Here is a 20,305-nt window from a genome sequence, read left to right as displayed (position 1 = left end):
GACCCGATCCGCCAGCGGCGTAGTCTGGTGACTCCCACGCCAAGGAGCCGTTCGCAATGAGTCCCGCCGCACTCTTGAACCTGCTCGGGCTGGCTGCCATCTGGGGTGCCAGCTTCCTGTTCATGCGCCAATTGGTGCCCGCCATCGGGGTGATGCCGACCGCGTTCTTCCGCGTCTTTCTCTCCGCCGTCGGGCTGGTGGTGATCCTGCTGGTACTGCGCACGCGCTGGGACTTCCGGGGCAAGTTCGGGCGCATCCTGCTGATCGGGGTGATCAGCTCGGGCATTCCGGTGCTGATGTACAGCCTGGCGGCGCGGGTCTTGCCGGCGGGCTATTCGGCGATCTTCAATGCCACCACGCCGCTGATGGGTGTTCTGATCGGTTCGCTGTTCTTCGGTGAGTCGCTGACCGGCTCCAAGGCGCTGGGCGTGCTGCTTGGCCTTGCGGGCGTGGCGGTGCTGACAGGGGCCGGCCCGGTGCCGCTGGACGCCGCCGTGCTGTGGGGGGCTGCTGCCTGCCTGGTGGCGACCACCTGCTACGGCTTTGCCGGGTTCATCACCAAGCGCTGGATCAATGATCAGGGTGGTCTGGACTTCGGCGTGTCCGCCCTGGGCAGCCAGATCGGCGCAACGCTGTGCCTGCTACCGTTCTTCCTCGGCACCAGCCTGGACATGCCGCTGGCGCCTCTGCTGGAGCCGAAGGTGGTTCTGGCGTTGGCCGGGTTGGGTTTCCTCTGCACGTCCTTCGCCTATGTCCTGTATTTCCGCCTGCTGGCCAGTATCGGCCCGCTGAAGACCATGACGGTGACCTTCCTCATTCCGTTGTTCGGCGTGCTCTGGGGCGCGCTGTTGCTGGACGAGTCGCTGTCCTGGGCGCACCTGCAGGGTGGGCTGCTGATTGCCGTGGCGCTTTGGCTGGTGCTGCGGCCGGCGCCGGTGCCGAAGGTGGAAACTGCCAGTTGATTCAGCCGGAGGCGAGGAGTCATCCCCGCCTCCGGTTTTCGTGCTCGGTTAGCCGTTATCCACCGCCTGCGTTGTCTCTGCGGCCCGCACCGGCGCCGGCTGGCGGAACACCAGCATCAATCCCAGCACGATCAGCCCCATCCCCAGCAGGCCCAAGGCGGACAGGCGGTTGCCGAACACCCCGTAGTCCATCAGTGCCGTGACCGCCGGCACCAGGTAGAACAGGCTGGTGACGTTCACCAGGTTGCCCGCCGCGATCATCCGGTAGAGCAGCACGGTGGCCAGCACCGAGACCATCAGCCCCATCCACAGCGCACTGAGGATGAACGTGGCATTCCACTCCACATGCAGCGGCTGGAAGGGCGCCACGGCCAGGCACAGGGTCAGCCCGGCGATGTACTGCAGGGGCAGGGTGCCCAGTGGGTTCTCGCGGATGTTCTTCTGCAGGATCGAACCGCCGGTGATCGATAGCAGCGCCAGCAGGGAGCAGGCCAGTCCGGCGAAGGTCAGGCCCGACAGCCCGATGCTCTGGTAGACCACCATCACCAGTCCGATCAGCCCCAGTGCGAGGCCGCCCAGGCGGGTGGCCGAATGTCGGCGTTCGAGCAGGAAGCTGGTGAGCATCGGCTGTACGCCGAGCACGGTGGCGATGACCCCGGGGGTGACGTGCAGGTCCAGCGCCATCAGGTAGAAGATCGGGTAGATGCCGAGCATTACCAGGCCAGTGAGCACGGCATGGCGCACCTGCTTGCGTTCGCGCGGCCAACGCAGGCCGATCAGCGGCGAGAGTATCAGCAGCGCCACCAGCGCGGTGCTGAAGCGGGCGATGAGGAACACCATCGGGGATGCGTGGGCCAGGCCCCATTTGCTGATGATGGCGGCGCTGCTCCACAGCAGCACGAAGAGCGAGGTGCTGGCCAGGGCGGCTAGGGACGAACGATTGAACGAAATCATGCCATTTACCTGTCGTCAGGCAGATCACGGCCGGCCTTCAGGCGGCCAGCCACAAACCGGGCGCCGCGTCAGATGAGCGCGGCAAGCCGGGTGTTGGAATACGCGTGATGCGTGGGCGTCAGACGCTCACGCCGGGCGGCGGATAGGCCGCGCCGGGAGGCGGAGGCGACGCGATGGCGACGACAGGAGGGGGAGGGCAGGTCGCACCCATACCCGCGCCGCGGGCCGGGGAGGCTGCAGCGATGATTGCCGGATCGGGCAACGGGTATCGGGACATGGATGGAAACCTGTTCAGTGGGGCAGCAACTGCGCTGCGTGGGCTGACTATAGCGGTCTGGATCGACGCTGGCGAGTTCTGCGCGAGTCGTGCGGCAAAGCGCGACTCCTGCGACAGAAACGACAACGCGCGGCCGAAGCCGCGCGTTGCAGGGGCAAGGCTGACGCTTACTTGCCGGTCTTGATGGTGTTCCAGATGCGGGTGCGCAAGCGATCGATCTTCTGCGGCATGGATTCGAGGGCGAACAGCTTGGCCATCTTGTCCTGCGGCGGGTAGATCGCCGGGTCGGCCTTGATCGCCGCGTCCACCAGCGGATCGGCGGCCAGGTTGCCGTTGGCGTAGTGCACCGAGTTGCTGACGCCAGCCATCACTTCCGGACGCAGCAGGTAGTTCATGAAGGCGTAGGCGGCCTTCTCGTCGGGCGCATCGGCCGGCATGGCGACCATGTCGAACCACAGCGGCGAGCCTTCCTTCGGGGTGGAGTACTGGATTTCCACGCCGTTCTTGGCTTCCTTGGCGCGGGTGGCGGCCTGCAGGATGTCGCCGGAGAAGCCGACCACCATGCAGATCTCGCCGTTGGCCAGGTCGCTGACGTACTTGGAGGAGTGGAAGTAGCGGATGTACGGACGCACCTTGAGCAGCGCTGCCTCGGCCTGCTTGTAGTCGTCCTGCTTCTGGCTGTGGTGCGGCAGGCCCAGGTAGTTCAGGGTGATCGGCAGCAGCTCCGGACCGTTGTCCAGCACCGCGACGCCGCACTTGGCCAGCTTCTCCATGTACTCGGGTTTGAAGAAGATGTCCCAGGAGTCGATCGGTGCGTTGTCGCCCAGCGCTTCCTTGATCTTCGCCGGGTTGTAGCCGATGCCGGTTGTGCCCCACAGGTAGGGGAAGCCGTGCTCGTTGCCCGGGTCGTTCACTTCCAGCGCCTTCATCAGCACCGGGTTGAGGTTCTTCCAGTTCGGCAGCTGGCTCTTGTCCAGCTTCTTCAGCGCGCCGGCCTGGATCTGCTTGGCCATGAAGTGGTTGGACGGGAAGACGACGTCGTAGCCGGACTTGCCGGTCATCAGCTTGCCGTCGAGGGTCTCGTTGCTGTCGTAGACGTCATAGGTCGCCTGGATGCCGGTTTCCTTGGTGAAGTTCGGCACGGTTTCCGGGGCGATGTATTCGGACCAGTTGTAGATCTTTACGGTGTCGGCCTGGGCGGCACCTGCGGACACGGCGAGGGAAAGCGCGAGGGTAGAGAGCAACGGGGAGGAAATTTTCATTCTTGTGTTCCTGACGGCGGTGCGGGATGCCCGGCGCCGTCCGCTTTGTGCGGTCGGCAGTTGTGACGGGCTGCGCAAGAATTAACCGTTTTGCCGGAACATGGCGAGGGGCGGTGGCTGCTTGCGGGTCCGCAGACAGCCACGCATGACCCTGCTCGCACCGCGTCGGAACGAGCAGGGGAAACCGCCCCGGAGTGGGGCGCAGGCGTCTTACTGGACCAGGTCCTGCTCGTCGAACATGCCGTCGAACAGCATGCTCGACAGGTAGCGCTCGCCCGAGTCCGGCAGGATGACCACGATGGTCTTGCCCTGCATGTTCGGCTCCTCGGCCAGTTTCACCGCGGCGGCCATGGCGGCGCCGCTGGAGATGCCGCAGAGGATGCCTTCTTCCTGCATCAGGCGCAGGGCCATGGCCTTGGCGTCGTCATCGGCGATGGTGGCGACGCGGTCCACCAGCGACAGGTCGAGGTTCTTCGGCACGAAGCCGGCGCCGATGCCCTGGATCTTGTGCGGACTGGGTTTGACTTCTTCACCGGCCAGGGTCTGGCTGATCACCGGCGAGCTGACCGGCTCCACGGCCACCGCGAGGATCGGCTTACCCTTGGTGTTCTTGATGAAGCGCGATACGCCGGTAATGGTGCCGCCGGTGCCGACGCCGGCCACCAGCACGTCCACCGCGCCATCGGTGTCGTTCCAGATTTCCGGGCCGGTGGTCTTCTCGTGGATCGCAGGGTTCGCCGGGTTGTCGAACTGCGCTGGCATGAAGTAGCGGGCTGGGTCGCCGGCGACGATTTCCTCGGCCTTGGCGATGGCGCCCTTCATGCCCTTGGCCGGTTCGGTCAGCACCAGTTCGGCGCCCAGGGCCTTGAGCACCTTGCGGCGTTCCAGGCTCATGGAGGAAGGCATGGTCAGCACCAGCTTGTAGCCACGGGCGGCGGCGACGAAGGCCAGGCCGATACCGGTGTTGCCGGAGGTCGGCTCGACGATGGTCATGCCCGACTTGAGGCGTCCGCTCGACTCGGCATCCCAGATCATGTTGGCGCCGATCCGGCATTTCACCGAGTAGCCGGGATTGCGCCCTTCGATCTTGGCCAGGATGGTGACGCCGCGCGGGGCGATGCGATTGATCTGGACCAGCGGCGTGTTGCCGATGGACTGCGCGTTGTCTGTGTAGATGCGGCTCATGGGGAGAGAGTCCTTGTCGCTCTTGAGTAGACCCGAAAGCCTATTCCCAGCCCGCCTCTGCGTCCAGACGCAGAACCGGCGGAAAGATCGGTCGCCGCGGTGGCTGGAACGGGCCTCAATGGATCTCCGGGAGGCGGCGCCTGGCGAGAAATGGCCGGGCGCGCGGTGACCGGGCATTCAGTGACTGAATGCCCGTCCTGCGTTCACAGTCGAGCGCCATGCGCGTTATAGTCGCAGTCTCCCAAACGCACCTCTCCGCCCGGGCCAGGCCCGGCCGCTACCGTTCGAGGATTTCCCGATGAAGTTCGAAGGCACTCAGTCCTACGTCGCCACCGACGACCTCAAGCTGGCGGTCAACGCCGCCATCACCCTGCAGCGTCCGCTGCTGGTGAAGGGTGAGCCGGGCACCGGCAAGACCATGCTGGCCGAGCAGCTGGCGGAGTCCTTCGGCGCCAAGTTGATCACCTGGCATATCAAGTCCACCACCAAGGCCCACCAGGGCCTGTACGAGTACGACGCGGTCAGCCGCCTGCGCGACTCGCAGCTGGGCGTGGACAAGGTTCACGACGTGCGCAACTACATCAAGAAGGGCAAGCTCTGGGAGGCCTTCGAGGCCGAAGAGCGTGTGATCCTGCTGATCGACGAGATCGACAAGGCCGACATCGAGTTCCCCAACGACCTGCTGCAGGAACTCGACAAGATGGAGTTCTTCGTTTACGAGACCAACGAGACCATCAAGGCCAAGCAGCGCCCGATCATCATCATCACCTCCAACAACGAGAAGGAGCTGCCGGACGCCTTCCTGCGCCGCTGCTTCTTCCATTACATCGCCTTCCCCGACCGCGAAACCCTGCAGAAGATTGTCGATGTGCACTACCCGAAGATCAGCGGCACGCTGGTCAGCGAGGCGCTGGACATCTTCTTCGACGTGCGCAAGGTGCCGGGTCTGAAGAAGAAGCCTTCCACCTCCGAGCTGGTGGACTGGCTGAAGCTGCTGATGGCCGACAATATCGGCGAAGCGGTGCTGCGCGAGCGCGATCCCACCAAGGCCATCCCGCCGCTGGCTGGCGCCTTGGTGAAGAACGAGCAGGATGTGCAGCTGCTTGAACGCCTCGCCTTCATGAGCCGCCGCGCCAGTCGCTGATTACCGGATTTGCTCTCGTAGGAGCGAGCTTGCTCGCGAAGCTCTTTGCTTCGCCGGGTTCGCGAGCAAGCTCGCTCCTACAGAAGAGCACATGCTCCACGAGAGGATGCAGCCATGCTGCTCAACCTGTTCAACGAAATGCGCGCGGCCAAGGTGCCGGTGTCGGTGCGCGAGCTGCTCGATCTGATCGATGCGCTCAAGCACCGCGTTGTGTTCGCCGACATGGACGAGTTCTATTACCTCGCCCGCACCATCATGGTGAAGGACGAGCGCCATTTCGATAAGTTCGACCGGGCCTTCGGCGCCTACTTCAAGGGCCTGGAAAAGCTCGACGACCACCTCAAGGCGCTGATCCCCGAAGAGTGGCTGCGCAAGGAGTTCGAGCGCCTGCTGACCGACGAGGAACGCGCGCAGATCCAGTCCCTCGGCGGCCTGGACAAGCTCATCGAGGAGTTCAAGAAACGCCTGGAAGAGCAGAAGGAACGCCACGCCGGCGGCAACAAGTGGATCGGCACCGGCGGCACCAGCCCGTTCGGCTCCGGCGGCTTCAACCCCGAGGGCATCCGCGTCGGCGACGCCGGCAAGCGCCAGGGCAAGGCGGCCAAGGTCTGGGACCAGCGCGAGTACAAGAACCTCGACGACCAGGTCGAGCTGGGCACGCGCAACATCAAGATCGCCCTGCGCCGCCTGCGCAAGTTCGCCCGCGAGGGCGCGGCGGAAGAGCTGGATATCGACGGCACCATCGACCATACGGCCAAGGACGCCGGCCTGCTCAACATCCAGATGCGCCCCGAGCGCCGCAACACCGTGAAGCTCCTGCTGCTGCTGGATATCGGCGGCTCCATGGACGCCCACGTGAAGGTCTGCGAGGAGCTGTTCTCGGCCTGCAAGACCGAGTTCAAGCACCTGGAGTACTTCTACTTCCACAACTTCATCTACGAGTCGGTGTGGAAGAACAACCTGCGCCGCTCCAGCGAGCGCACCGCCACCTTCGACCTGCTGCACAAGTACGGGCCGGACTACAAGGTTGTGTTCGTCGGCGACGCCGCCATGGCGCCCTACGAGATCACCCAGGCCGGCGGCAGCGTTGAGCACTGGAACGAGGAGGCCGGCTACGTCTGGATGCAGCGCTTCATGGAGAAGTACAAGAAGCTCATCTGGATCAACCCGTATCCGAAGGACACCTGGAACTACACCGCCTCCACGGGCCTTGTCCGCGAGCTGGTGAAGGAACAGATGTACCCGCTGACCCTGAGCGGCCTGGAAGAGGGCATGCGCTTCCTCTCCCGTGGTTGAGTACCGAAACGGTGCATATGCACCGTTCCGGTGTCCGCAAAGGTAACCTTCCGTCGGGGCGCCAAGCGCCCCGTTGTACGTCGAAGACCCCGTTGCACGGGGATCGATCCGGCCACGCTGGGTGGCCGGCACGTAACTTGCCTGCCCCTGAGCTGCGCCCGTCGCGGTAACACGCAACGGGCACGCCATTGCGTCTACCCTGGGCATGACATGAATCCGCTGACCTTCTCCCGCTCGACCTGGCTCAACTCCCTGCACATGACCTCGCTGACCGTCGCGCTGATGGAGTCGGAAGGGCACAGCCGCGAGTCGATCCTGGAAGGCAGCGGCATCACCGGCGACGACCTGCTCGACCTACGTCGGCTGGTCAGCCCGTGGCAGGAACAGCAGGTGTTCGTCAACGTGCAGAACCTCGCCGGCGAGCCCGCCCTGGGCCTGCGCCTGGGCGTGCGCACGCGGATCACCGCCTACGGCCTGCTCGGCTACGCGCTGCTTTCCGCACCGACCCTGGGCGAGGCGCTGCGCATCGGCCTGAGCTACCCGGTGCTGCTGGGCACCTACTTCCACCTGGCGCTGGAAGTGGAGGGCGACATGGCCTGGCTGAGCGCCACCGGCTATGGCGAAACCGAATCGATGCGGCCGTTCAATACCGAGCTGTGCCTGGGCTCGCTGAAGGTGGCCTGTGCCGACCTGCTCGGCCAGCCGCTGCCACTGGTGCGCGCCGAGTTCGACTATGACGGCCCCGAGGACCGCCGCGCCGCCTATGCCACCCTCTTTGGCTGCCAGCTGGGCTTCGGCTGCAAGCGCAGCGCCATTGGCTTCCCGGCCTCCTGGCTGGAGATGCGCCTACCCCTGGCCGACGCCGTGACCCATCGCGAGATGCTGGAACAGTGCCGCCGCCAGAACATCGACCTGGCCGCCCGCCGCGCCTGGCTGGACAAGGTCCGCGCGATCCTCGGCGAACGCCTGCAGGAGCCGCCGGGCCTGGAAGAGTTGGCGCGCCGGCTCAACTGCTCCTCGCGCAGCCTGCGCCGCCACCTGCAGCAACAGCAGACCAGTTACCAGCAACTGCTCGACGAACTGCGCTTCGCCCGTGCCAAGGAACTGCTGCAGGACGGCGACATGCCGATCTACCGCATCGCCGAGGAGCTTGGCTTCAGCGAAACCGCCAGTCTGCGCCACGCCTTCCAGCGCTGGAGCGGCCAGCCGCCGAGCCACTTCCGTGCATAGAAAACTGTGCATAAAAGCCGTGCACAAAGGCTGCGCCTGAAATCCGTGCGGATTTGTCGCAGATCAAGGAGTAGGCCAGTCTGACAGGCATAGCCTTCAGGAGCCCCACAAGGAAACCCCGAGGGTCTGACCATGGCCAAGAAATTCCCCCTCAATCCACCGCACCCCGAGCGCATCTGCTGGGGCTGCGACCGTTATTGCCCGTCCACCAACCTGGCCTGCGGCAACGGCGCGGACCGCACCATGCACCCGGCCGAAATGCTCGGTGACGACTGGTACCAGTTCGGTGACTGGAATATCGAGGTGCCTGAGAAGATTGCCGTGCAGCTGGATCCTTCCAGCTAGCGCCTCATGCTGCGCCGTCCTGGCGGGCATAACTGACGGTGAGGATTTCCCACTGGTGGCCGTCCGGCTCGTTCCAGTAGAGGATGCGTCCGCCGTTTTCCGTGTCGACCTGATGATCCACCGGCCCGTGTACCCGGCTGCGCCAGGCGATGCCGGCGTCGCGCAGACGCGCGAGGATCGCATCGAATTCCGCTTCGCTGACCCGGAAGCAGAAGTGCAGGCGGGGGAAGGGCTCTTCCCACTGGTCGAAATCCAGGGTCAGTCCCGGATTGACGAATACCGGCACGAACGGGCCGACGCCTTCGCGCGCCCAGGGTACGTCCAGTAGTTCCGCGATTTGCCGTGCCGCGGCCAGCTTGTCGGCAGCGGGTACCAGCAGGTGATCCAGTTCTACGCTCATGGTCGCCTCCGTTACGGATGCCCATGGACAGAGTCTAGGCTCCTGCAAAGCCTGCATCCGGCCCCTGGTCGGGCCGGATGCGGCTGTCGGATCAGCCCTTGGCCGGGGTGATGCCGTAGATCTTCTGGAACTTGCTGATCAGGGCGACCGGCTTGGATTCTTCCTTCTGCATCAGGTAGACCACGCGCTCGCCGTTGGGGCCGCTGGCGATCTCGGTGTGGCGGAAGATCGGCTCGCCCAGGCCGTTCATGTCGACCATGTCGCCGTAGCGCTGGGCCACGTAGATCACGCCGTCCTTGCGGATTTCGCCGTAGAAGCCGGCTGCCGGCGGCAGGCTCTGCTTGTAGAACTGGTAGGAGGCGATCTTCTTCGCGTCCTTGTCCTTGTCTTCGGCGCGTACGACCAGGACCAGGTTCTGGCCGAACTTGTCCTTCTCGCCCACGTCCTTGGTGTAGGTGGTCTTGCCGGTCACCAGGTAGTCGCGGTAGACGTTGGCGTCGTCGAACAGGTAGAGGGTCTCGTCGGTGCGCACCAGGTACCAGTCATCGTTGTTCGGCGTGACTTCCTTGCTGGCGACCGGCGGCTGCATGGCGCAGGCACCCAGGCCGGCGACGAGCAGGGCGATGGATGCGGCTTTGTATAGGTTGTTGTTGAACATCGGTTTACCTCCCCAGGTTGAAAGCCAGGGAGTTTCGCCAGCGTTTGTAACGAAGTGATGACTGGTAGATGAACGATTTGTGCGCGCTGGCGCGCCCGGTTGCACGGGGCGCGCCGTCGCTTGCTGACGGTCAGGAGCGGGCTTGTGCGAAGACCTTGCGCAGACGTGACCGCCGACCTCATTCCTCGGTCTTCTGCAGCGGCTGTTCCGGGACCGGCAGAGGTTGCTGCAGCACCAGGCTCTGCGGCGAGGACAGCGGGATGCCCAGCTCGCGCAGGCGCCCGAGGATGGTGAACAGCAGGTCGCTGCGTGCGGTCGCCACCGCACGCGGGCTGTTCACGTAGCCCGACACCCCCAGGGTCAGCCCGGTTGCGCCGAGTTCCTTGAAGGTCACCGAGGTGGCCGGCGTGGCGGTGATCGACTCATGCTCGGCGAAGGCGCCCAGCAGCACCTCGCGGACTTTCAGCACGTCGGTATCCAGCGGCAGCGTCAGGCTGATGCTGACCACACCCAGCGCGTTGCTCATGGTTACGTTGCGCACGTTCTGCGAGATGAACTGCGAGTTGGGAACGATCACCGTGGACTGGTCGGACATCTGGATTTCCGTGGCGCGCACGTTGATCCGGCGGATATCGCCTTCCACTCCGCCGGTCAGGCTGACCCAGTCGCCGACCTTCACCGGGCGCTCGGTGAGCAGGATTAGGCCGGAGATGAAGTTCTGCACGATGGCCTGCAGGCCGAAGCCGATGCCCACCGACAGGGCGCTGACCACCCAGGTCAGGCTGGTGAGGTTGATGCGCAGGGCCGAGAGCACCAGCAGCACCAGGATGACCATGCCGATGTAGCCGACCAGGGTCACCAGGGAGGCGCGCATGCCTACGTCCATGCTGGTTTCCGGCAGCAGCTCGTCGGCCAGCCAGCGCTTGAGCAGACGCAGGCCGAACAGGCCGCCGGCGAGCGTCGCCAGGGCCAGCAGGATGTCCTGCGGGACGATGTTCAGGCGGCCCAGCGACTGGCCGCTTTTCACCAGTTGCACCAGGCCTTGCAGCAGCTCGCCCGGACTGGTGCCGGAAGTGGAGAAGGCCACCAGCAGAGTCGTCAGCACCAGCAGGGTGCGGCCCGTGCCGGTCAGCAGCGTGGTGAATTGCGCCTGGTGCTGCGGGTTGACCCCGAGGTTCTGCGCCAGGCGCTCGCCGATAGGGTGCTTGGGCGACAGCAGGGCCTCGCAGAGGTCGCCGAACAGGGCGGTCAGCAGGTAGCCGCTGGCGCAGATCACGCTGGCCCAGAGCAGCTTGCCGGCAAGGAAGTAGGCCAGCGAGAGGTAGCCGCTGAACAGGGCGAGCAGGATCAGCAGCACCGTAAGCAGGATTGCCATCACCATCACGCTGGTGAGCGGGGAGGCTTCGTAGTTCGTTTCGCGGCTGCTGCGGCGGTAGCCGTACAGCGCAGCGGCGAACAGCACCGCAGTGGCCAGCGCGGTGATGCCGTTGACCGCGGCGGTCAGGGCGAGGCTGGCGCCGCTGGCGCTGTTCAGGCGCTCCTGGGTGCCCAGCAGCAGGAGCAGCCAGGCCATCAGCCAGGGGAAGTGCGATAGGGACTTGGCCACCGGGTCAGGCAGGTCGGGCAGGCGCCAGGACGGACGCTGCACCGCCAGCAGGCCACGGCCAAGGCCCGCGGTGAAGGTGCAGAAGATCACCAGCGCCAGCAGTTGGTCCGCCAGGTTGGACATGTTGCCGCCGAGCTGTTCGTGCCAGTCCAGGCCTTCGCGGATCAGCGCTGCGCCGCCGCCCAGGGTGACGATGGTCGCCAGGCTCACCGACAGGGCCAGGGCGCTGCGCCGCAGACGGCCGACGGGAATCCAGCGGATCATCGCCTTGGTCAGCAATCCTTCCAGCAGGCGCCGGCCCGGTATCCAGAGCAACGCGGCGGCGATCAGGCAGACGATGAAGGGCGCGCGGTTCCCGGGCTGCCAGGCCTCGGCGAGGCTGTCGGCCACCTGGGCGTGGACGGCGCTCAGACGCGCCAGGTCGTCGTCGGTGGGGCGGATCAGGTTGGACCAGAAACGCGGGCTGAAGGGGGGCGGGGAGCGCGTGGCGATCTGTGAGTTGAGTTGGCTGCGGCGCAGGTTGACGATCTGCGCGGCGAGGTCCTGGGCGGCGCTGTCCACCTGGTTGACGCGCTGTACCTGATTGGTCAGTTGCTTCTGTTCCGCCAGCAGGTCATTACGCTGGCGGGTGAGGTTGTCCGCTTCGCCGGCGACTTCCGGACCGAGTACCTTGAGCTGATCCCCGGTGCGCGCCAAGCGGGTGCTGAGGTCGCCCGCGCTCTGTTCCGCGCGTAGCTGGACCTGCAGCGCGGCCTGGCGCAAGGAGGCCAGCAGGCTGTCGTCGCTGTCGGCGGAAACGCGCTGGCGAATCAGCTCCAGACGCTCACTCAACTGATCCAGGCTCGCCTCGTCGGGGAGGTCCGGCAGCTCGAAGGCGGAGGCTGGCGTCGTCGTGCTTGGCTCGCCCGCCAGCGCGGCGGTGGCGCCGGCCAGCGACAACATCAGTGCCAACAGGGCATGGCAGCATGCCCGTGCGATGGTTTTGCGCATCTTCCCCCCATCCGCTGGTCATGGCGTGATACCGGAGGTAGACCGGTTCCCGCCGTGGCAATTCCCTGAAGCATAGCGAGGCGGGGTGCTCCGGGGGAGGGTTTCGTGGTGAACTGTCGGTGGATATGGTTAGTTAAGGGTCACAAATTCTGGCCATATCGATCCCCTTTTGGCCGCTCACGCTGTTCTGCGCCGTGCCCAGGCTGGGCAGAATCCTGCCACCCGAGAACAAGAATCCTGCGAGGTCTACTCTCATGCTCACGGTCTACAGCGACGATCACCGCCTGCACTTCGGCCAGTCCGAACTGGTCGACGGCAAACTCCAGCCCTGCTTCGAAATGCCCAGCCGCGCGGACACCGTGCTGGCCCGCGTGAAGTCGCAGAACCTCGGCGAAGTCATCGCGCCGAAGGACTTCGGCCTCGAGCCGATCCTGCGCACCCACAACACCCGTTACGTCGAATTCCTCAAGGGCGCCTGGGCCCGCTGGGCGGCCGAAGGCCACACCGGCGACCTGGTTTCCACCACCTTCCCGGGCCGCCGCCTGCGCCGTGACGGTCCGATCCCCACCGCACTGATGGGCGAGCTGGGCCATTACAGCTTCGACACCGAGGCGCCGATCACCGCCGGTACCTGGCAGGCCATCTACAGCTCGGCCCAGGTCGCGCTGACCGCCCAGGACCACATGCGCCAGGGTGCCAACATGGCCTTCGGTCTGTGCCGTCCGCCGGGTCACCACGCCGGTAGCGACTTCATGGGCGGTTACTGCTTCCTGAACAACGCCGCCATCGTCAGCCAGGCGTTCCTCGACCAGGGCGCCAAGCGCGTGGCCATCCTCGATGTGGACTACCACCACGGCAACGGCACTCAGGACATCTTCTACCGCCGCAATGACGTGCTGTTCGCCTCGATCCATGGCGACCCGCTGGTGGAGTACCCGTACTTCCTCGGCCACGCCGACGAGCACGGCGAAGGCGCCGGTGAAGGTTACAACCACAACTACCCGCTGGCCCACGGCACCGGCTGGGATGGCTGGTCCGCCGCGCTGGAAGACGCCTGTCGCAAGATCGCCGCCTATGCGCCGGACGCGGTGGTGGTCTCCCTGGGCGTGGACACCTACAAGGACGACCCGATCTCCCAGTTCAAGCTGGACAGCCCGGACTACCTGCGCATGGGCGAGCGCATCGCCGCAATGGGTATCCCGACCCTGTTCATCATGGAAGGCGGTTACGCGGTCGAGGCCATCGGCGTCAACGCAGTGAACGTGCTGCAAGGCTTTGAGGCCAACGCCCGTTGACAGACACAATCGGGCGGATGAGAGTCCGCCCGATTGCATTTTGGCTCGCTAACCTTTGCGCGGGCGCATCACCTGGGGAAGGACATGAACAAGAATAACGCGCTGCGCGGCCTGCTCGCCGCGGCCACCCTCGCCACTGCCTGCGCCGCCAGCGCCGCGCCGGAAGTGCGCATCTACAACTGGTTCGACTACATCGGTCCGGACACCTTGAAGGGTTTCCAGGCCGACACCGGGATCAAGCCGCAATACGACGTCTACGATAGCAACGAAGTGCTGGAAGCCAAGCTGCTCTCGGGTCATTCCGGCTATGACGTGGTGGTGCCCAGCGACGGCTTCCTGCCCAATTACCTGAAGGCCGGCGTGTTCCAGCCGCTGGACAAGAGCAAACTGCCGAACTGGAAGAACCTCAACCCCGCGCTGCTCAAGGTGCTGGAGAGCAAGGACCCGGGCAACCAGTACGTGATGCCCTACATGTGGGGCACCAACGGCATCGCCTACAACGTCGACAAGGTCAAGGCCGTACTCGGTGACAACGCGCCGCTGGACTCCTGGGACCTGGTGTTCAAGCCCGAGAACCTGGCCAAGCTGAAGTCCTGTGGCGTGGCCTTCCTCGACTCGCCCACCGAGGTGATCCCGCAGGTGCTGCACTACCTGGGTCTGTCGCCCAACAGCCGCAATCCCGAGGACTACAAGAAGGCCGAGGCGCTGCTGATGCAACTGCGCCCGAACATCACCTATTTCAGCTCCTCGAAGTTCGTCACCGACCTCGCCAACGGCGACGTCTGCGTGGCCCTGGCCTGGTCCGGCGGCGCGATGCAGGCGGCCAACCGTGCCAAGGAAGCCAAGAACGGCATCAGGATCGAGTACCGCATTCCCAAGGAAGGCGCCGCGGCCTGGTTCGACGTGCTGGCGATTCCGAAGGATTCGAAGAACGTCGAGCAGGCCCATGCCTTCCTCAACTACCTGCTGCGTCCGGAAGTGGTGGCGCCGATCTCCGACTACGTGGCCTACGCCAACCCCAACCAGGAAGCGGACAAGCTGATCTCGGCGGAGCTGCGCGACAACCCCAACGTCTATCCGAGCGCCGAGGTGCAGGCCCGCCTGTACTCGGTGGAGCCGCTGCCGCAGAAGCTTGAGCGCATCCGCACCCGTACCTGGAGCCAGGTGAAGTCGGGCAAGTGATGTCGTTCGCGGCTGGCTGGACAGCGGGTTTTCGTTGGCAGTGAGCTGCCTGGAACTGGAATAATCGGCGGACTTTCATTGCCGCCGATTTTCCCAGGACGTTTCCTTCTCACTGACGAGCCTTGCCATGCCCAGTCCGACTGCCGACCGCGCCACCAACCGGAGGCGCCCATGATTCCCGAACGCAAGAACGCCGATGCGTTCGCCATCCAGACGATGACCGGCCTGTGCGTGATCTGGGGCATCCAGCAGGTCGCGGTGAAGCTGGCTGCGCCGGACATTGCGCCGATCATGCAGGCCTTCGGGCGCAACGCAATCGCCGCCGTGCTGCTGGCGTTGCTGATGTGCTGGCGCGGCGGCTGGGAAGGCCTGCGCCAGGGCACCCTCAAGGGCGGCATGCTGGCCGGGGTGCTGTGCGCCGCGGAGTTCTTCTTCATCGCCCAGGGGCTGGTCTACACCTCCGCCTCGCACATGGCGGTGTTCCTCTACACGGCGCCGATCTTCTCCGCGCTGGCCCTGCATTTCCTGCTGCCCAGCGAGCGCCTGCGGCGTTTGCAGTGGCTGGGTATCGCGGTGTGCTTCGGTGGCATCCTGCTGTGCTTCGGTGGCGGTTTCGACCTCGCCGGGATGGACAGCCGCATGCTGCTCGGCGACGCCCTGGGTGTGCTCGCCGGGCTGTCCTGGGGTATGACCACGGTGGCGGTGCGTACGACGCGCCTGTCCGAGGCGCCGCCGAGCCTGACGCTGTTCTACCAGATGTTCGCCGCCGCCCTGCTGCTGCCGCTCACCGCACTGGCGCTGGGCAAGACTCACGAGGTCAGCCTCACGGTGATGAGCGTGGGCAGCGTGCTGTTCCAGGGCGTTGTGGTGTCGTTCTTCAGCTACTTCTGCTGGTTCTGGCTGCTGCGCCGTTACCTGGCGTCGAATCTGTCGGTGTTTTCCTTCATGACGCCGATGTTCGGCATCGCCTTCGGCGTGCTGATCCTGGGCGAGCCGCTGAGCCTGAACTTCGTCGGCGGTGCGGTGCTGGTGCTGGCCGGCATCACCCTGGTCAGCAGCGAACAGTGGATACGCAGCAAGCTGCGTCGTCGATGAGCGGCGGATGTGCCGCGCTGTTGATTCAGGTCAGGCGTCGATCCGGCCGTAACCGATAGGCTTTGTATCAAGGAATGAGTAGCGCGGGCGGAGAGTGGGACGCCGAGCTATTCTTTCCCAGGGCGGTCCATGGTGGTAACGGGCCGCCCGACCCGAATTGGAATGAGGAGGCATCCCATGAAAGTCTGGCTGCAAGGCATCGCGTGGAAACTGGCTGTCACGCTCGGACTGATCGAGCCTCCACGTTTGCAACCCATCCCCATCCGCAGCGACGAACAACGTCGCCTGATGGAGCAGCGCCGGCGCTACTGATCGCGCCTGCCTACCGCTGAAGAAAAACCCGCCTGATGGCGGGTTTTTTCTTGCCCGTTATTCGTGGGCCTTGAACCAGTCGTCGATCATCGACTTCAGGCGCTCCCCGGAGAAACTCGGGAAGTGCCCGCCATGAACGGTGCGTACCGGCAGCTCGCGCAGGCGCGCCAGACTTTTCGCATAGTCGTCGAGGTTGGAGTGGTAGGCGTCCTCGATCAGTGGGCCGTCGTAGATGATGTCGCCGGAGAACAGCGTCTGCGTCTTCTCTTCCCATAGGCTGATGCCGCCCGGCGAATGACCGGGGGTATGCAGCACTTGCAGCGTGCGGTCGCCCAGGTCGAGCACGTCGCCTTCGTCGATGGTGCGGGTGGCCGGCGCGGCCTTGACCCGGTATTCGGCGTAGCACAGCGGACAGTCCGGGTGAGCGTCGAACATCTCGTCGCCGACGAAGGCGGTGGCCAGGGTGCGCTCGCCGTCGGGATTGGCGAGGATGTCGGCTTCGGCCGGATGCACCAGGCGTTCGTCGAACTCATGGTGGCCGGCGATGTGGTCGAAGTGGGTATGGCTGGCGACCGCCAGCAGCGGACGCTCGGTGAGCCAGGGCAGTTGTTCGCGCAGACTGACTAGGCCGGAGCCGCTGTCCACCAGTACGTCGCGGTCGCGGCCCTGGATGTGCCACAGGTTGCAGCGGTAGAAGGGACGGACGTAAGGCTCGTGGATCAGGCTGACGCCGTCGTAGCAGTGGCGGACTTCGAACCAGCGGTCGCGGGTGACGATTTTCATGGCGGTGCGCCTTGTTGTGCTGAACGTAGGGCGTACAACCGTTCGCGGTTGTACGCCGATACACCGTGCCGTTCGTTGGCGCCAGGGCCAAGCTCGGAGTGCTCTGGGGCTAGGGTGAAACGGCGTATAACGTCGAACGTTATACGCCCTACGCGGGGTGTGGATAACCCACCTCGGTTCGGATTAAGGCGCGAACGGCGCCGCTTCCATCACTTCCACGATCAGCGGGCGATCGCTCGGGGCGTTGCGCAGCAGTTCCTGCAGGTGCGCGTGGTCGCGGGCGCGCTCGGCGGCGCAGCCGAAGCCCTTGGCGATGGCGAGGAAGTCCGGGGTGTAGATGTCCACGCCCAGCGGAGTGATGTCGCGGCGTTCCATGTAGCGCTTGATCTCGCCGTAGCCGTAGTTGTTCCACAGCAGGACGATGATGCCCACCTTGGCTTCCACGGCGCTGGCCAGTTCGGTCATGGTGAATTGCAGACCACCATCGCCCATCAGGCTGATCACCGGGCGGCCCGGCTCGCCGAGCTTGGCGCCGATGGCCGCCGGCAGGCCGTAGCCCAGAGTGCCGTAGCCGGTGGAAGCGTTGAACCAGCGGCGGCCGCCGTCCAGTTCCACCAGGTGGTTGCCGCTGTAGACGGTCTGGGTCGAGTCGCCGACGAAGCGGGCGTCGGGCAGCACTTCGAGGATCTTGCCGAACAGCTCGCGGTAGTGCGCCCAACCGCTGAAGTCTTCGGCCAGTTGCGCGCGCACCTTGGCCGCACGCTGGGCGCCGGGGCTGCCGGCGTCGGCTTCACGGGCCGGCAGCAGTTCCAGCAGGCCGCGCATGGCGGTGCGGGCGTCGGCGTGGATGGCGATGCTCGGCGCGTAGTTGCGCATCAGTTGCTGCGGGTCGATGTCGATGCGGATCAGCTCGCCGCCGATCTTGAAGTTGCCGTCGAACACCACGTCGTAGTCGGTCTCGCCCAGCTCGGTGCCGATGGCCAGGACCACGTCGGCCTGCTCGGCCAGCTCACGCACGGGCACCAGCGACTGGTTGCTGCCGATCAGCAGCGGGTGGTCGGGCTGCAGCAGGCCCTTGGCGTTGATGGTCAGCGCGGTCGGCGCATCCAGGGCGATGGCCAGGGCGCGGGCTTCGGCCTGGGCCTCGACGCAGCCGCCACCGAGCAGCAGCAGCGGGTTCTTCGCCTTGGCCAGCTTGGCGGCAGCTTCATGCAGCGGCGAGCGGGCCGGGGCAGGGCGGGCCAGCTGCACGCGCGGGCGCACCTGCATGTGGTCGGCCGGGGCGGTGATGATGTCCAGCGGCAGCTCGATGTGCACCGGGCGCGGACGTTCGCTGTCGAACACGGCGAAGGCGCGGGCCAGCACGGCCGGCAGTTCCTCGACGCTCATCAGGGTGTGGCTGAAGGCGGTGACGCCAGCGGTCATGGCGCGCTGGTTGGGCAGTTCGTGCAGGTAGCCGTTGCCGTGGGCCAGGCGCGAGCGCTCGTTGACGCTCGAGATCACCAGCATGGGGATGGAGTCGGCGTAGGCCTGGCCCATGGCGGTGAGGATGTTGGTCATGCCCGGGCCGGTGATGATGAAGCACACGCCCGGCTTGCCGGTGACGCGGGCGTAGCCGTCGGCCATGAAGCCGGCACCCTGTTCGTGGCGCGGGGTGATGTGGCGGATATCGCTGTGGGGCAGGCCACGGTACAGCTCGACGGTGTGTACGCCGGGGATACCGAAGACGGTGTCCACGCCCCAGGCTTCGAGTTGCTTGACGAGGAATTCGCCGCAGGTGGTCATGGCAGTTTCCTTACAGGGAGATGTCGTGAAATGAAACGGGGCGCGGTGATCGACTCGCCGCGCCCCATTCTTTGTGTGGTGCTCGATCAGGCTGCGTCGGCGACCGCAACCGGGCGGGGCGACATCAGGCTGACGACGATGAAGCTGACCAGGCCGACGGCCAGACTGTAGTAGATCGGGGTGTTGGCGTCGAAGCCATCCTTGAGCATGAATACCAGGGCGGTGATGAAGCCCAGGGCCATGCTGGTGATGGCGCCGGCGGTGGTGGCGCGCTTCCAGTAGATGGCGCCGATCAGCGGGATCAGCATGCCGCCTACCAGCAGGTTGTAGGCCAGGGTCAGGGCGCTGATCACGTCATTCACGACCAGGGCGATGGCCAGTACCACCAGACCGGTCAGGGCGGTGAACAGGCGGCTGGTGCCCAGGCTCGATTCCTTGCCGCCGCGCAGCTTGGGCAGCAGGTCTTCGGTGATGGTGGTGGAAGCGGCGAGCAGGCCGGCGCTGGCGGTGGACATCATGGCGGCCAGGGCGGCGGCGATCACCAGGCCACGGATGCCGTCCGGCAGGGCGGACTGGACGATAGCGGCGAAGGCGTTGTTGACGTTGTCGAGGTCAGGCAGCAGCACCTTGGCGCACATGCCGATCAGGGCGCCGACCAGGCCGTAGATCACGCAGTACACGCCCGCGGTGGTGCCGGCGTACTTGGCTACGTTCTCGTTGCGGGCGGTGAACACGCGCTGCCAGATGTCCTGGCCGATCAGGATGCCGAAGAAGTAGATCAGGAAGTAGGTGATGATGGTGTCGTAGCCGATGGTGTGGAAGCTGAAGGCGCTGGCCGGCAGCTTGGCCACCAGCTCATCCCAGCCGCCCACGCGGTACAGGCAGATCGGCAGCAGCACGAACATCAGGCCGACGGTCTTGATGATGAACTGCACGATGTCGGTCAGGGTCAGCGACCACATGCCGCCGATGGTGGAGTACACCACGACCACGCCGCCGCCCAGCAGGACGGAGACCCAGAACGGCAGACCGAACAGCACCTGCATCACGGTACCGATGGCCAGGGTGGAAACCACGCCGATCATCAGTGCGTAGGCGAACATGATCACTGCCGAAGCCTGGCGGGCCATCGGGTTGTAGCGACGCTCCAGCACCTGGGTCACGGTGAAGATGCGCAGCTTGAGCAGCGGCTTGGCCAGGAACAGGTTCAGCGCGATGATGCCGGCGCCCAGGGCCGCGCACAGCCAGAAGCCGGAGATGCCATGGACATAGCCCAGGCGCACGGTGCCCACGGTGGACGCCCCGCCCAGTACGGTTGCCGCCATGGTGCCCATGTAGAAGGACGGGCCGAGGTTCCGACCGGCCACCAGGAATTCCTCATGGGTCTTGGCGCGGCGCATGCCGTACCAGCCCAGGATCAACATGCCGGCGGCATAGATCAGAACAACGAATATATCCAAGGCCATGATCGGCTCCTCACACTTGCATTGTCATTGTTGCCGCACGCTTGTGGCGTACGGTGATTCACCGGACCGACGGAGGTC

Annotated in this window: 18 protein-coding genes; 9 read left to right on the top strand and 9 right to left on the bottom strand. The window is 65.3% G+C overall.

Annotation, left to right across the window (positions count from 1 at the left end; all coding sequences use genetic code 11):
• Positions 1-56: 56 nt before the first annotated feature.
• A complete protein-coding gene (locus tag O6P39_RS19840) occupies positions 57-962 on the top strand; it encodes a DMT family transporter (RefSeq protein WP_275608153.1) in 906 nt (301 codons plus the stop codon).
• A 48-nt stretch (positions 963-1,010) separates the two neighbouring features.
• Here O6P39_RS19840 and O6P39_RS19835 read toward each other — a convergent pair whose 3' ends face one another.
• The 3 genes from O6P39_RS19835 to cysK all read right to left on the bottom strand — a co-directional run bounded on the left by O6P39_RS19835 (position 1,011) and on the right by cysK (position 4,640).
• Positions 1,011-1,916 (bottom strand): DMT family transporter, encoded by a 906-nt coding sequence (locus O6P39_RS19835; RefSeq protein ID WP_275608152.1) that lies wholly within the window; start codon positions 1,914-1,916, stop codon positions 1,011-1,013.
• A 444-nt stretch (positions 1,917-2,360) separates the two neighbouring features.
• Positions 2,361-3,455, bottom strand: a complete 1,095-nt coding sequence (locus O6P39_RS19830; protein WP_275608151.1) for a polyamine ABC transporter substrate-binding protein — start codon at positions 3,453-3,455, stop codon at positions 2,361-2,363.
• 210 nt (positions 3,456-3,665) lie between these two features.
• Complete coding sequence (gene cysK / locus O6P39_RS19825; RefSeq protein ID WP_275608150.1) at positions 3,666-4,640, bottom strand: cysteine synthase A; 975 nt, start codon at positions 4,638-4,640, stop codon at positions 3,666-3,668.
• A 298-nt stretch (positions 4,641-4,938) separates the two neighbouring features.
• On the opposite strand from cysK, the gene O6P39_RS19820 reads away from it, so the two are divergent.
• The 4 genes from O6P39_RS19820 (at position 4,939) to O6P39_RS19805 (ending at position 8,655) form a co-directional block, all read left to right on the top strand.
• A complete protein-coding gene (locus tag O6P39_RS19820; protein WP_015476360.1) occupies positions 4,939-5,784 on the top strand; it encodes a MoxR family ATPase in 846 nt (281 codons plus the stop codon).
• A 114-nt stretch (positions 5,785-5,898) separates the two neighbouring features.
• The gene (locus O6P39_RS19815; protein WP_017518512.1) at positions 5,899-7,080 is read left to right on the top strand and encodes a VWA domain-containing protein; all 1,182 of its coding nucleotides are present in this window, start codon (positions 5,899-5,901) and stop codon (positions 7,078-7,080) included.
• A gap of 210 nt (positions 7,081-7,290) precedes the next feature.
• Positions 7,291-8,310: an AraC family transcriptional regulator gene (locus O6P39_RS19810; RefSeq protein ID WP_275608149.1), complete on the top strand. Its 1,020-nt coding sequence runs from the start codon at positions 7,291-7,293 to the stop codon at positions 8,308-8,310.
• A gap of 132 nt (positions 8,311-8,442) precedes the next feature.
• On the top strand, positions 8,443-8,655 hold the full coding sequence (locus O6P39_RS19805) for a DUF3079 domain-containing protein (RefSeq protein ID WP_275608148.1): 213 nt from the start codon (positions 8,443-8,445) through the stop codon (positions 8,653-8,655).
• Positions 8,656-8,659: 4 nt separating this feature from the next.
• Here O6P39_RS19805 and O6P39_RS19800 read toward each other — a convergent pair whose 3' ends face one another.
• From O6P39_RS19800 to O6P39_RS19790, 3 genes are all read right to left on the bottom strand, one after another.
• Positions 8,660-9,055, bottom strand: a complete 396-nt coding sequence (locus O6P39_RS19800) for a VOC family protein (RefSeq protein WP_275608147.1) — start codon at positions 9,053-9,055, stop codon at positions 8,660-8,662.
• Positions 9,056-9,146: 91 nt separating this feature from the next.
• Positions 9,147-9,713 carry a hypothetical protein gene (locus O6P39_RS19795; RefSeq protein WP_275608146.1) on the bottom strand — a complete coding sequence of 189 codons (567 nt, stop codon included), beginning with the start codon at positions 9,711-9,713 and terminating at the stop codon, positions 9,147-9,149.
• A gap of 178 nt (positions 9,714-9,891) precedes the next feature.
• Positions 9,892-12,309 carry a DUF3772 domain-containing protein gene (locus tag O6P39_RS19790; protein ID WP_275608145.1) on the bottom strand — a complete coding sequence of 806 codons (2,418 nt, stop codon included), beginning with the start codon at positions 12,307-12,309 and terminating at the stop codon, positions 9,892-9,894.
• Positions 12,310-12,563: 254 nt separating this feature from the next.
• Between O6P39_RS19790 and O6P39_RS19785 the strand changes: the two genes are divergently transcribed.
• From O6P39_RS19785 to O6P39_RS19770, 4 genes are all read left to right on the top strand, one after another.
• Positions 12,564-13,604 carry a histone deacetylase family protein gene (locus O6P39_RS19785; protein WP_275608144.1) on the top strand — a complete coding sequence of 347 codons (1,041 nt, stop codon included), beginning with the start codon at positions 12,564-12,566 and terminating at the stop codon, positions 13,602-13,604.
• A gap of 84 nt (positions 13,605-13,688) precedes the next feature.
• Positions 13,689-14,786, top strand: a complete 1,098-nt coding sequence (locus O6P39_RS19780; protein ID WP_275608143.1) for an extracellular solute-binding protein — start codon at positions 13,689-13,691, stop codon at positions 14,784-14,786.
• Positions 14,787-14,957: 171 nt separating this feature from the next.
• Positions 14,958-15,881, top strand: a complete 924-nt coding sequence (locus tag O6P39_RS19775) for a DMT family transporter (RefSeq protein ID WP_275608142.1) — start codon at positions 14,958-14,960, stop codon at positions 15,879-15,881.
• A 177-nt stretch (positions 15,882-16,058) separates the two neighbouring features.
• Positions 16,059-16,193: a PA1414 family protein gene (locus O6P39_RS19770; protein ID WP_275608141.1), complete on the top strand. Its 135-nt coding sequence runs from the start codon at positions 16,059-16,061 to the stop codon at positions 16,191-16,193.
• A gap of 57 nt (positions 16,194-16,250) precedes the next feature.
• Here the strand turns inward: O6P39_RS19770 and O6P39_RS19765 are convergent, their stop codons facing one another.
• The 3 genes from O6P39_RS19765 to O6P39_RS19755 form a co-directional block, all read right to left on the bottom strand.
• Positions 16,251-16,976, bottom strand: coding sequence for an MBL fold metallo-hydrolase (locus O6P39_RS19765; RefSeq protein ID WP_275608140.1), 726 nt, complete (start codon positions 16,974-16,976; stop codon positions 16,251-16,253).
• A gap of 183 nt (positions 16,977-17,159) precedes the next feature.
• Positions 17,160-18,761 carry a 5-guanidino-2-oxopentanoate decarboxylase gene (locus tag O6P39_RS19760; RefSeq protein WP_275608139.1) on the bottom strand — a complete coding sequence of 534 codons (1,602 nt, stop codon included), beginning with the start codon at positions 18,759-18,761 and terminating at the stop codon, positions 17,160-17,162.
• Positions 18,762-18,847: 86 nt separating this feature from the next.
• On the bottom strand, positions 18,848-20,227 hold the full coding sequence (locus O6P39_RS19755) for a sodium:solute symporter (RefSeq protein WP_275608138.1): 1,380 nt from the start codon (positions 20,225-20,227) through the stop codon (positions 18,848-18,850).
• Between the last annotated feature and the right edge of the window lie 78 nt (positions 20,228-20,305).

The organism is Pseudomonas sp. PSE14 (assembly GCF_029203285.1).
Classification (GTDB): Bacteria; Pseudomonadota; Gammaproteobacteria; order Pseudomonadales; family Pseudomonadaceae; genus Pseudomonas.
Note: the sequence above shows the minus strand (reverse complement) of the source record. Positions and strands in the feature narration are given on the sequence as shown.

Excerpts from the sequence above, each read along its gene's own strand:
- O6P39_RS19840 (WP_275608153.1), top strand. The coding sequence starts at position 57 with ATGAGTCCCGCCGCACTCTTGAACCTGCTCGGGCTGGCTGCCATCTGG.
- O6P39_RS19835 (WP_275608152.1), bottom strand. The coding sequence starts at position 1,916 with ATGATTTCGTTCAATCGTTCGTCCCTAGCCGCCCTGGCCAGCACCTCG.
- O6P39_RS19830 (WP_275608151.1), bottom strand. The coding sequence starts at position 3,455 with ATGAAAATTTCCTCCCCGTTGCTCTCTACCCTCGCGCTTTCCCTCGCC.
- cysK (WP_275608150.1), bottom strand. The coding sequence starts at position 4,640 with ATGAGCCGCATCTACACAGACAACGCGCAGTCCATCGGCAACACGCCG.
- O6P39_RS19820 (WP_015476360.1), top strand. The coding sequence starts at position 4,939 with ATGAAGTTCGAAGGCACTCAGTCCTACGTCGCCACCGACGACCTCAAG.
- O6P39_RS19815 (WP_017518512.1), top strand. The coding sequence starts at position 5,899 with ATGCTGCTCAACCTGTTCAACGAAATGCGCGCGGCCAAGGTGCCGGTG.
- O6P39_RS19810 (WP_275608149.1), top strand. The coding sequence starts at position 7,291 with ATGAATCCGCTGACCTTCTCCCGCTCGACCTGGCTCAACTCCCTGCAC.
- O6P39_RS19805 (WP_275608148.1), top strand. The coding sequence starts at position 8,443 with ATGGCCAAGAAATTCCCCCTCAATCCACCGCACCCCGAGCGCATCTGC.
- O6P39_RS19800 (WP_275608147.1), bottom strand. The coding sequence starts at position 9,055 with ATGAGCGTAGAACTGGATCACCTGCTGGTACCCGCTGCCGACAAGCTG.
- O6P39_RS19795 (WP_275608146.1), bottom strand. The coding sequence starts at position 9,713 with ATGTTCAACAACAACCTATACAAAGCCGCATCCATCGCCCTGCTCGTC.
- O6P39_RS19790 (WP_275608145.1), bottom strand. The coding sequence starts at position 12,309 with ATGCGCAAAACCATCGCACGGGCATGCTGCCATGCCCTGTTGGCACTG.
- O6P39_RS19785 (WP_275608144.1), top strand. The coding sequence starts at position 12,564 with ATGCTCACGGTCTACAGCGACGATCACCGCCTGCACTTCGGCCAGTCC.
- O6P39_RS19780 (WP_275608143.1), top strand. The coding sequence starts at position 13,689 with ATGAACAAGAATAACGCGCTGCGCGGCCTGCTCGCCGCGGCCACCCTC.
- O6P39_RS19775 (WP_275608142.1), top strand. The coding sequence starts at position 14,958 with ATGATTCCCGAACGCAAGAACGCCGATGCGTTCGCCATCCAGACGATG.
- O6P39_RS19770 (WP_275608141.1), top strand. The coding sequence starts at position 16,059 with ATGAAAGTCTGGCTGCAAGGCATCGCGTGGAAACTGGCTGTCACGCTC.
- O6P39_RS19765 (WP_275608140.1), bottom strand. The coding sequence starts at position 16,976 with ATGAAAATCGTCACCCGCGACCGCTGGTTCGAAGTCCGCCACTGCTAC.
- O6P39_RS19760 (WP_275608139.1), bottom strand. The coding sequence starts at position 18,761 with ATGACCACCTGCGGCGAATTCCTCGTCAAGCAACTCGAAGCCTGGGGC.
- O6P39_RS19755 (WP_275608138.1), bottom strand. The coding sequence starts at position 20,227 with ATGGCCTTGGATATATTCGTTGTTCTGATCTATGCCGCCGGCATGTTG.